This is a genomic window from Leclercia sp. AS011, assembly GCF_037152535.1.
Classification (GTDB): domain Bacteria; phylum Pseudomonadota; class Gammaproteobacteria; order Enterobacterales; family Enterobacteriaceae; genus Enterobacter.
The window spans coordinates 2,506,353-2,517,685 of sequence record NZ_JBBCMA010000001.1; the positions used below are offsets into that span (position 1 = coordinate 2,506,353).

The window sequence follows — 11,333 nt, forward strand, 5'->3', positions numbered from 1 at the left end:
TTTTTTTATGCCTTACGCTGCGTCTCCCGCCAGATGCGCCAGGCCATGCCCGCGAGCAGAATCACGCCCGCAATCAGCACGCCCCACACCAGCAGTGTGTTCATCCTGCTCTCCCGCTCGGCCGCGGAGGTAGCGGTCAGACGCTCCTCGCCGCCTAACGCGACATTATCCTGAATGTCAGCCTGCGGCAGGTTTGCCACATCATAGGTTTTACGCAGGTCGGCAGGGATCAGCATATCGGGCTCCACGCTGGCAGACTTTGCCGCCCCGTTGCCCCAGGCGAGCACGTACGGCGCTTTCCCCTGCGCGTTGAACACCAGATCGTAGCGGTCGCGATGCCCCGTGACGCCCGGCAGGTATTCTGGCAAACGCGCATTCAGCGTGGTGATTTTCACCGCCTGCACCGGGCCTCCGTTAAGCGAAACCGGTGGCGACGTTTTCCCCTCCAGACGGTAAAGGACCACTTTTTTCAGGGGGTGCCATGCGTCTTTTTCGGTACTCCGCCAGGCTATCTCCACGGGAAGGACGCCGTCGCCGTTCAGTGAAATGCTGACAGCACTCAGCGGTTGCGGTCGCGTCCAGTGCCATTGCACTTCACTTGTCGATAACTGTTCTCCTTCCCCTTCCACACTGATCTCTTCCGGGGCCGCCTGCGCAGGTGCACTAATTGCGTTTACGCCGGTCAGGGTTATCCCCTTGCTCTGCGAATTCAGCACCACCATGAGATAGCGATTCGCATCGGGAGACAATACGATGTCGGTGTCGATCCGATCGAGCTTAAGGCGATCCTGGCCGCTAACAACGTCCAGCAGGGGCATATCCTCGCGCAGGGTATACCAGCGCTTAAGATCCTCGCTGTAATAGACCGACGCCTTTCCCTGCCACGACGTCTGAGGGGTATTCCAGAGCAGCTGCAGTTGGGACAGGGTCATCTCGCCCGTAGCTTGCTCCGGCAAGGTCAGCAGATAATGTTGCCCGGCTGCGGCGGCTTTTTGCCCCTCCAGCACAATCTCCACGCCGTTTCGGGAACGGAGCAGGATTTTATCGCTATCCTCATCCCCTCGCGCAGGTGCAAGCGGCGAGGCGTCCAGAGGGAAGAGGCGCAGAGCCGTGGACTGCACTGACGCCTGCGGACGCGTGGCGGTGACCAGGCTGAAGGGAACCGGCTCGCCCGACTGATTAAAGACACGAACATCATGCAGATCGGGTGAAGTGCTCTGCTCATAGACGGCGAGCGGCAACGTGACCCGGTACCACTGGGAAGGGACGGACGTATCCAGGGAGCGACCAAAGGCATAATCCCGTGGCGATTCCGTTTGTCCCTCGTCGCTGAACGCCGGGCCGGAAAGCGCCAGCAGCGCGCTACAGGCTACCGCTTTCATCCATTTCATTTTTCATCTCCTGTTTTGGGCGGCAGCGGTGAGAAATAACCGACAATCAGCACCAGGATCGCCACGCCGATAAACGTCACCGCGCGCGACAGACCGCCTCCGCCCGCGCTGTCCACCAGCATCAGTTTAACCATCACTACCCCCAGCAGCACCGCGCCGCAGAGCCACGCCTGCCGGGAAGCCCGACGGGTGGCATGGATCATGACCACCAGCGCGCTCAGCATCCAGAACAGGGCAAAACAGGTCTGGATAAGCCGCGAATCCCACAGCGATGCCATATTCCAGGCCACATCGCCATACCAGGCTAGCGCGCGCATCAGCGCACCGTTCAGCCACCAGAAGCCAAACGCCATCAGCGCGACGGCAGGCCACGGGCGGGCTTGCGAAAGCTGCGCAGGATAGTAGCGATCCACCGCCCGATAAAAGACCACCAGCGCCAGCAGCGCGAACGCGGCACCTTCCTCAAGCGGGTTCATCAGCGGCAGCCAGGTCTGACGATAGACCACACCGTCCTGGAAATTGGTCACGACCAGCAGCGCCAGCAGCGCCACGACCACAGGGATCGGTGCCAGGCAGGCGTAAAGCGCAGGCCACTCCCGGAACGGCCAAACGCGACGCTTTACCGCCGCGGAGAGCGCCATAATCACCCCACCTCCGGCGGCCATCGCCAGTCCACTGCCCCAGGCCGCCATGCCCCACGGCAGTGACCGGGCAAACCAGTAAAGCTCCGCGGCCAGCGCCAGCAAAATCATCCAGAACAGCGACAAATGCAGCCCCATCGCGATGCGCGTCAGGAGTCTTTCACCGTCGCGCCGCAGCAGCATCAGCGCGGCAGGAAGCGCAACGCACCAGGCCAGATTTGCCCAGCCGGCGGCAACGATCTGCTGATGCCAGAACTGATACCCCACCATCAACAGCATAACCGGCCACAGCAGCCATTTGCTGGCATCCAGCTCCCGCCACGCTAAACGCGCAGCCACCTGCCGCCAGCCCCAGACCGAGGCCGCCGTCAGCGCCAGCACGCCCGCCAGAATCGGTAATTCCTGCGTCATCACCAGCCCCGATGCGCCCAAGAGCGCCACCAGCCAGAACAGCAGCCCACCGGCCAGCAGCGCCCAGCTGACCGGCATAAAGAGAGTCCGCCACAGCCAGGCCGCAGCCAGCCAGCAAAGGCTGAGGATGGTGAAGATCAGCAGCAGGCTCAGCGACGTAACGCCGTTGTTTTGCGCCCACAGCGCGCTCCCCAGCGCCAGCACCAGCAGCGCCGTCCCGCTATAGCTCATGCGTCGCTGCTGCTGTTGCACGCCCAGCCAGAGGATACCCAGTCCCTCCAGCGCCCAGGCCATCGCCGTCCAGCGCGCCGACAGCGCCAGCGGAATGGCGAGCGTGGCAAAGCCGCCGCCGATGGCCAGCGCCGCCATAACCAGCGGTCGTCCGATTGAGGGGTAGCGCCGCAGGGCGAGGAACGCGAGGGTAAGATAAAAGGCGCCATATCCGAGGGCACTCAGCGCCGGGCCGTAGGTCCAGTGCTGCGTCATGCCATACTGCATGCCAAAACCAACCAGCGGCGGGGCGAACAGCAGAACGCCGTCAATAACCTGCTTCCCTTTCTCCTGCGCCCGCAGTGACAGCGCCACGCTCAGCACGCCGAATATCAGCGTATTGGCTATCAGGAATAGCTGGCAGATCCAAAAGTCTTCAGGCCGGTAGTCGTTCAGCCCCCACAGGCCGCCCACGCCGAACGTAAACAGCAGCCCGAGCAGATTCAGCTCGCGCCAGTGCTGCCAGATGCTGATAGCGAGAATGCCAATGGAAAGCAGGAGATAGAAAGAGAACAGCGCCACAAAGCTGCCGCCTCCGGTAGACAACAGCAGCGGCGCAAGATAGCCACCGAGGCTTGCCAGCATGGCAAGGCTCAGCGCCTTCTGCAGCACCGCCAGCCCAACGCTCGCCGCGCAAATGACCACCAGCAGCGCAAAGGCCAGCGTCATCGGCAACATCTGCCAGAGCCGGAAGGCCCCAAAGACCGTCAGGTAGAGAATGCCTGTCGCGCCACCCTGAAGGATCAGCGAATAGACGCGCTGTCTGTGCCGTAGCCGCCACCCGAGGGCCAGCAGGACCATTGCAAACAGCGCCGTCGCGGCCAGGCGAAGTTCAAGCGGGAACAGGGAGTGCTCGACGGTATAGCGCAGGAGGAATGAAAGCCCGAGAAAGAGCAGCAGGATCCCCAGCTTCGCCAGCGGATTGCCCTGCATGAACCAGCGCACCAGCGACGTCAGTATGCCGCCAAAGGCAGAGGGCTGTTTTGCCGCTGGCGCAGAAACCGGAGCGGGTTCTGCCGCGGCAGCGGGGATCCTGGAGCGCCAGGGGTCGACAGGCGCGGGCGCCTCGTCAACCATCGGCTCAGCCATGACCACCGGCGCAGCGGCCTGTTCAGGCTCCGCCGCTTTCTCCGCCACACCGCGCTGCTCAAGGGCCTCAATGCGCTGGCGAAGCCGGGCGATCTCCTGTTTCGCCGCCGTACTTCGATTAAAGCCGATAACCGCAAGCACGGGCGCAACCACAAGCGCAAAAACCAGGAACAAACCGCCAAAGATGTAAAGCTCGTCCATGTTTCCACCTTCACCGTAAACAATTCGTTAAGATTGACACAAACTGTTGCATTTACGCCATCTTAAAAGGTGAAAACCGTTCCGCCCGCGGTTAACTGCCGATCCAGACCGCAGCCGAGATCGCAGGAAGCGTGAGCACGCCCTCATGGAACGTCGCTTTACCCTCTTTAACCATCCACGTTTTACCCGCCAGCAGCGGTGAATCTTCCAGCACCACTTCGCAGGCCTCGCCCCGGTTGATGGCCACCAGCACCCGCTGCTGATTATAGACACGGACAAAGACCACCACGTTGTCATGGGCGTAGACCACCTGGCAGCCACCGTAGCGCAGCGCCTGGCTCTGCTTGCGCAGTTTAATCAGCCGCTGATAGAGCGCCAGCAGCGCCGTATCCTGCTTCTCAGGTGCCCACGGGAAGGTCTTACGGCAGAAGGGATCGTTATTGCCGTCCAGCCCCACCTCATCCCCGTAGTAAATGCACGGCACACCCGGCCAGGTAAAGAGCCAGGTGACCGCCAGCGGCAGACGCGCCACGTCTTTGCCGAGCAGCGACTTAAAGCGGGCGGTGTCATGGCTGTCGAGCTGATTGAACATGCGGAGCTGTTGCTGATGCGAGAGGCTGGCGCGGTAGTTATCCATCCACTTCATGCAGGTTTCAGCGTCAATCAGCTGCGGATCGTAGGAGATATCGGTATTAGCCAGGAAGCCCCACAGCGGGAAGGTGAAGCCGCGGTAGTTCATCGCCGAATCTTCCGCGTCGGCCTGCAGCCACTGGCGGGCATCCCCAAAATGTTCGCCAAAGACGAAGGCATCGGGCCGGGCCTGCTTCGCGGAGCGGGTGATCCCGGCCACGTGCTGCAGGTTGTTACGCGCCCCGCCCCCTTCCCCGAGCATATGCACCACATCCAGCCGCCAGCCGTCCATATTCCACGGCGCTTTCAGCCAGTGGCGAACGATACTGTCCTCGCCGCCGTAGATCTCGTCCACCATCGTGGGTGACTGGTAATCCAGCTTCGGCAGGCTGGCGTAGCCCAGCCAGTCGAGGGCGCGGCCTTCGTCGTCAAAGCTGTACCAGTCCCGCTGGGACGAGTCCGGGTTATGGCAGGCACCGCCCGTTCCGCGATTGTGGCGATCAAACCAGGCGTGAGAATCGCCGCTGTGGTTAAACACGCCGTCGAGGATCAGGCGCATCCCTTCCCGGTGGGTGTTTTCCCGCAGGCGTAACAGGGCCTCGTCGCCGCCAAACTGCTCATCCACGTGGCGGTAATCTTCGGTGTCGTACTTATGCACGCTGGGAGCGACAAACACCGGATTGAGGTACAGCGCCGTGACGCCGAGTTTTTTCAGATACGGCAGCTTCTCGCTGATGCCGTCCAGATCGCCGCCGTAAAAGGTTGAGCCCCCCGCCTGAGCGGTAACCGGCTCGTCCCATTCATGGAAGATGGTCTCGTGACCGGCGGCATGGTGATAGTAGGTTTTGTCCCGCTCCGGGTTGCGCTGCTGGCTGCGGGCAAAGCGGTCCGGGAAGATTTGATAAAAGACCTGCTCGACCACCCACTCAGGCCCGGCATCCGGGTAATCGACGGCGAACTGCTCCAGCCGGGCGGGCGGAAAACGGCTAAACCCCTGCGGGGTAAACCACAGCTGGCGGTTATGCCAGAGCATCTTAAAGCTGTAGCGGTGCCGCGGCTGCCCTTTCGTGGTGTCGAGGGTTGCGCGCCAGGCGGTGACGCCGGGCTGCGGCTGGCTGCGCTGCTTGTGCATCGGCAGCGAGGTCTCTTCATTGTCGAATTCAGCGCGCATCGTCACCCGCTCAGGCAGGTGCTCACCCGTCAGCCACAGCGTGATGACGAGTTTATCTTTGTTTTGCTTAACAAATGGGGCAACCGGCAGGTGCCATGCATTCAACATCTTTTATCCCCTATCCCAGAAATGAGGTCACCTTGCCACAGGGTAGTTGATGTTCACTCATCACGAAGTGGTTTATTGGGGGAGGAGGCAGGGGGAGGAGAAAAATGCCCGGCGTTTGCCGGGCATTCTGCTTACTGTACTTCCGCTAACTGGCGCTCGCGGCGGCGTTTAAACACCCAGCCGACCAGCAGCAGGGCAATCCACGCGAAGCCGACATACAGCGAGATGCGGGTCTCCGGGTGGTAACCAATCAGGCCGATAATAAAGACCAGGAAGATCAGGCCGCCAACGGTACTTGCCACGCCGCCCGGCACTTTAAACTTCAGGGCTTTCACCTCTTCAGGCGACAGACGACGGCGGAAGCCAATCTGCGACATCAAAATCATGATCCACACCCAGACGGTGGCGAAGGTCGCCAGCGACGCAATCACCAGGAAGACGTTCTCCGGCATGATGTAGTTCAGATAGACCGACAGCAACAGCGCCACGGTCATCACCAGCACCGTCACCCACGGCGTACCGCGGCTGGAAGTTTTGGCGAAGGCCTTAGGCGCACTGCCCTGCTCTGCCATGCCGTGCAGCATACGCCCCACACCAAAGACGTCGGCGTTAATGGCGGAGAGCGACGCAGTCAGCACCACAAAGTTAAGGATACTGGCGGCAAAGGTGATCCCGAGATGCTGGAAGGTGAGCACAAACGGGCTGCCGTTAGTGCCGACCTGGTTCCACGGGTAGATGGACATGATCACAAACAGCGTCCCCACGTAGAAAACCAGAATACGCATCGGCACCGAGTTAATGGCGCGTGGGATAGACTTCTCAGGATCTTTCGCTTCACCGGCGGTGATGCCGATGATTTCGATCCCGCCATAGGCGAACATCACCATCTGCAGCGACATCACCATGCCAATCCAGCCGTTGCTGAAGAAGCCGCCGTTGCTCCACAGATTGTGGATCCCGGTCGGTTGTCCGCCGTTGCCAATCCCCCAGATGATGATGCCGATACCGGCTGCAATCATGATGATGATAGTGGCGACTTTAAAGAAGGAGAACCAGAACTCCAGTTCGCCAAACACCTTCACGCTCATCAGGTTGATGGCGCAGATGATCAGCACCACGCTGAGCACCCAGACCCAGTGCGGCACCGTCGGGAACCAGACGCCCATATAGATGCCGAATGCCGTCACGTCGGCAATGGCCACGATCAGGATTTCGAAGCAGTAGGTCCAGCCGGTGATATACCCGGCGAGCGGGCCTAAGTTTTCCTGGGCATAGCGGGAGAAGGAGCTGGCCGATGGGTTATGAACGGACATCTCCCCCAGCGCACGCATGATGATGTAGGCGGCAACACCGCCGATAAGATATGCCAGCAGAACGCTGGGACCGGCCATTTTGATGGCATCTGCCGAGCCATAAAAAAGACCGGTACCGATTGCAGAACCCAGCGCCATAAAGCGGATGTGGCGGGCGCTCAATCCACGCTTGAGTTTGTTAGTGCTTTCCATTTGTTGTCATGCCATTCAGACTAAAAAAAACAAAAAACCACGGGGCATTACGCCCCGTGGTTTAACATTCAGCCGTTGATTAGTGCGCGTTCGAAGTAACCTGACGCCCTGCAGCACGATCCCAGATAATAGCCAGTACCAGTGCAACAACGGTAGGCATCAGCCACGCCAGACCCTGTTCAGACAGCGGCAGACGCTGTGTCCAGGCGGGCAGGATGGCGCTGAATGCCGATGCCTTAATGCCGTCAAGCATACCAAAAAGCAGACTGATAAACATGGCCGGAGCGATAATTCGTGTGGAATTATTCCACCAGCCGCGGGTGAAGCTCAACACTACCAGCACGATACACGGCGGGTAGATGGTGGTCAGCACCGGAATAGAGACCTGAATCAGGTGGCTCAGACCCAGGTTCGACACCGCCATCGAGAAGCCGCCGAGGATAAACACCAGCGTACGATAGGAGAGCGGAACGTACTGAGCAAAGAACTCAGCACAGGCACAGGTCAGGCCAACCGCCGTTACCAGACAAGCCAGGAAGATCAGAATAGCCAGCATCATGCTGCCCGCACCACCAAAGGTGTGCTGTACGTAGGCATGCAGAATCGCCGCACCGTTCGCGCCCTGGTCAACCAGCACGCTGCTGTCGGAACCCAGACGGAACAGCGCCAGATAGAGCAGCGCCAGACCCGCACCCGCCATCAGGCCAGCCCAGACGGTGTAGCGGGTCAGCAGACGCGCTTCGGTCACGCCGCGGGAACGCGCCGCGTTAACGATCACGATACCGAACGCCATTGCGCCCAGCGTATCCATGGTCAGGTAGCCGTTCACGAAACCGTTAGAGAAGGCCGCGTTCTGATAGGCTTCGGTGGCGGAACTCAACGGGCCAGCAGGCCAGATAATCGCCGCGACCGCCAGCACCAGCAGGGCCAGAATCTTCATCGGCGCCAGGAAGTTGCCCACGGTATCCAGCAGCTTACCCGGATAGAGCGACACCAGGATCACGATAGCGAAGTAGACCAGGCTGTAGATAAACAGCGGCAGCGGGCCATCGCCGGTCAGCGGGGCAATCCCCACTTCGAAGGAGACGGTCGCGGTGCGCGGGGTCGCGAACAGCGGTCCGATCGCCAGATAGCAGACTACCGCCAGCATCACCCCGGCCACTTTACCGATGGGTGCGCTGAGGCTGTCGACGCCGCCGCCCACTTTCGCAAGCGCCACAACGGTGAGTACCGGCAGACCGACTGCGGTGATCAGAAAGCCGATCGCCGCGGTCCAGACATGTTCACCCGCCTGCAGGCCAACCATAGGTGGGAAGATGATGTTGCCAGCGCCGACGAACAGCGCAAATGTCATAAAGCCCAGTGCGATGATGTCACGCGATTTCAATTGATGGGTCATAAAACCTTACTGCCTGTGGATGTGGTGTTGAAAACGTTGAATTTTTCGCTATCCCATGCGGAACAAAACAGCGGAAAAAATGTGCAATTTCAGCGGGAAATGCTCCCCAACTGCCGTGGTCAGGAATATTTTTTCGATTTACCACGCAAATACAGTCTGTCCGACGATATCAGGGGGGCAATTTAAACGCTTATAACGTTTAAAGGCAATATGGGATCGTAAAACCAGAACAATATGCCAGGTTGAAAGTCAGACCTGAAACATTACACCAATTATAAGAAAAACCCATGGCTAATCATGCGAACAAAAAAGCATCAGGCGTATAAAATTTACCCGCGCTTCGGTTGACTGCAAAGCAAACAGGCCAGCTTACGCTGGCCTGTGGCAATATCTGATTACAGGGGGCTGATCAGGCGCTGTTACTGGCAATCAAACGTTCCGGGATCACGAAACTGAAACGCGTGCTTTTGCCCGGCGTGCTGACGATATCGAGACGGCTGTCGTGGTGATTGATAGCGTGTTTCACGATAGCCAGCCCCAGTCCGCTGCCGCCCGTCTGGCGGGAACGGGCTTTATCAACCCGATAAAAACGCTCGGTCAGGCGCGGAATATGCTCCGGGCCGATACCCGGGCCATCATCCTCCACGCTGAACTCCGCCCCGGTGGGGGCATGCTGCCAGCGCACGATAATGTGGGTCCCTGCGGGCGTGTGGTTCACCGCGTTATAGACCAGATTGGAGATGGCGCTGCGCAGCTCATCGTTACTGCCGCGCACTTTAAGGCTGTTATCCACCTCGAAGGTGATCTGGTGCTGCTGCTGGCTTAAGGTTTGCGCCTCACGCTCTAACATCCGCAGCATCATCGGCACATCGATAGTTTCATTGAGCGCAAGGGTTGGCGCGGCCTCAATGCGGGAGAGGGTCAGCAGCTGCTTCACCAGTCCTTCCATGCGTTGCGTCTGCTCGCGCATGGTCTGCAGCGCTTTTTCCCGTGGGGCGCCCTCGAGGGTCTGCTCCTGCATCATCTCCAGATAGCCCTGTAAGACCGTCAGCGGGGTGCGTAACTCGTGACTGACGTTGGCAAAGAAGTTGCGCCGGGCCCCTTCCAGCTGGTGCATCTGCGTTACATCCCGCGCCACCATCAGCCACTGTTTGTCGCTGTAGGGCATGACGCGGATCTCCAGATGGCGACCATTGTTTAACACCAGATTATGCGGACGGGTAAAATCGCGTTTTTTCAGATACTGCGCGAACTCGGGGTAGCGCAGCAGGTTGAGGATGTTCTGTCCATTATCGTCCGGCCAGCGCAGGCCCAGCAGCTGTTGCGCCAGTCCGTTGCACCAGAACATTGCCCCCTCTTCGGTGGTAAGCACTACCGCATCAGGAAGGGATTCTGCGCCGCTGCGAAAGCGTTTGATCAGGCTGCCCAGCTCGCGTCGGCGTTTCTTATTACGCATCTGCATCTGGTGCAGGCCATACAGCAGAGGTTCCCAGCTCCCGCTTCCCGGCGGGGGCGTCATGCTTCGGTCAACCCACAGCCACCATGAGAGGCGGAGCAGATTCCAGAAGTGCCAGACCAGCAGCCCGGTGACGGCCGCCAGCAAAAACCAGGGTAAATAACCGAAAACGGCCCCGAGGATCAGGGCCGGAATACAGCACAATATCAGTTCAAAACAGAGCCTTTTCCATGACAGACGTTCCAGCACGCGTCACACTCCTGTCATTGTTCAGAAACGGGTTGAGAAACGGTAACCCGTGCCGCGGACGGTCTGCACCATGCGGTCGTGACCGCTGGTTTCGAGGGCCTTACGCAGACGACGAATATGCACATCCACCGTCCGGTCTTCAACATAGACGTTAGTGCCCCAGACATTATTGAGCAACTGCTCGCGGCTGTAGACACGTTCCGGGTGGGTCATGAAGAAGTGCAGCAGTTTGAATTCCGTCGGCCCCATATCGAGGGGATTTTCACCGGTCATCACGCGGTGTGAGGTGGGATCGAGGCTCAGACCCTGCATCTCAATTACCTCTTCCACCGCCATCGGTGAAATACGGCGCATCACCGCCTTGATACGCGCTACCAGCTCTTTCGGTGAGAAAGGCTTGGTGATGTAATCATCCGCCCCGGTCTCCAGACCGCGAACGCGATCTTCCTCTTCCCCACGGGCGGTCAACATCATCACCGGAATATCGCGGGTTAAGGCTTCACGTTTGATGTGTTTGATGAATTGCAGACCAGAGCCGCCGGGCAACATCCAGTCGAGCAGGATCAGATCGGGCCAGGGTTCGTTGAGCTGATTCACCGCGCTGTCGTAATCTTCAGCTTCCACCGGTTGAAAGCCATTTTGTTCGAGCACGAAACAGACCATTTCACGAATGGGTGCTTCATCTTCTACGACCAGAATACGTCTCGCCATACTTAGCCCTGTCTTATTTAGGTTACATGTTTGTAATACGGCGTCATTATGCGTCAGATTTATGACAGATTTATGAAAAACCTGCCCGCCAGTAAAGGCAA

Annotated in this window: 7 protein-coding genes; all 7 read right to left on the reverse strand. The window is 59.3% G+C overall.

The window, feature by feature from the left end:
• Window positions 1–5: 5 nt before the first annotated feature.
• A complete protein-coding gene (locus tag WFO70_RS11905; protein ID WP_337016345.1) occupies window positions 6–1,391 on the reverse strand; it encodes a DUF3999 domain-containing protein in 1,386 nt (461 codons plus the stop codon).
• Entirely contained in the window at window positions 1,388–4,003 is a 2,616-nt protein-coding gene (locus tag WFO70_RS11910) for a DUF2339 domain-containing protein (RefSeq protein ID WP_337016346.1), read from the reverse strand. Before WFO70_RS11910 ends, WFO70_RS11905 begins: the two co-directional genes overlap by 4 nt.
• Before the next feature lie 91 nt (window positions 4,004–4,094).
• Window positions 4,095–5,912: a maltodextrin glucosidase gene (gene malZ, locus WFO70_RS11915; RefSeq protein ID WP_337016347.1), complete on the reverse strand. Its 1,818-nt coding sequence runs from the start codon at window positions 5,910–5,912 to the stop codon at window positions 4,095–4,097.
• 131 nt (window positions 5,913–6,043) lie between these two features.
• A complete protein-coding gene (proY, locus tag WFO70_RS11920) occupies window positions 6,044–7,417 on the reverse strand; it encodes a proline-specific permease ProY (RefSeq protein WP_156263075.1) in 1,374 nt (457 codons plus the stop codon).
• A 79-nt stretch (window positions 7,418–7,496) separates the two neighbouring features.
• Complete coding sequence (gene brnQ / locus WFO70_RS11925; protein ID WP_337016348.1) at window positions 7,497–8,816, reverse strand: branched-chain amino acid transporter carrier protein BrnQ; 1,320 nt, start codon at window positions 8,814–8,816, stop codon at window positions 7,497–7,499.
• A gap of 409 nt (window positions 8,817–9,225) precedes the next feature.
• Complete coding sequence (gene phoR, locus WFO70_RS11930; protein ID WP_337016349.1) at window positions 9,226–10,521, reverse strand: phosphate regulon sensor histidine kinase PhoR; 1,296 nt, start codon at window positions 10,519–10,521, stop codon at window positions 9,226–9,228.
• A gap of 21 nt (window positions 10,522–10,542) precedes the next feature.
• Window positions 10,543–11,232: a phosphate response regulator transcription factor PhoB gene (gene phoB / locus WFO70_RS11935; protein ID WP_032616792.1), complete on the reverse strand. Its 690-nt coding sequence runs from the start codon at window positions 11,230–11,232 to the stop codon at window positions 10,543–10,545.
• Window positions 11,233–11,333 lie beyond the last annotated feature (101 nt).

Coding starts and splice junctions, on each gene's coding strand:
- WFO70_RS11910 (WP_337016346.1), bottom strand. CDS start 4,003: ATGGACGAGCTTTACATCTTTGGCGGTTTGTTCCTGGTTTTTGCGCTT.
- proY (WP_156263075.1), bottom strand. CDS start 7,417: ATGGAAAGCACTAACAAACTCAAGCGTGGATTGAGCGCCCGCCACATC.
- WFO70_RS11905 (WP_337016345.1), bottom strand. CDS start 1,391: ATGAAATGGATGAAAGCGGTAGCCTGTAGCGCGCTGCTGGCGCTTTCC.
- malZ (WP_337016347.1), bottom strand. CDS start 5,912: ATGTTGAATGCATGGCACCTGCCGGTTGCCCCATTTGTTAAGCAAAAC.
- phoB (WP_032616792.1), bottom strand. CDS start 11,232: ATGGCGAGACGTATTCTGGTCGTAGAAGATGAAGCACCCATTCGTGAA.
- brnQ (WP_337016348.1), bottom strand. CDS start 8,816: ATGACCCATCAATTGAAATCGCGTGACATCATCGCACTGGGCTTTATG.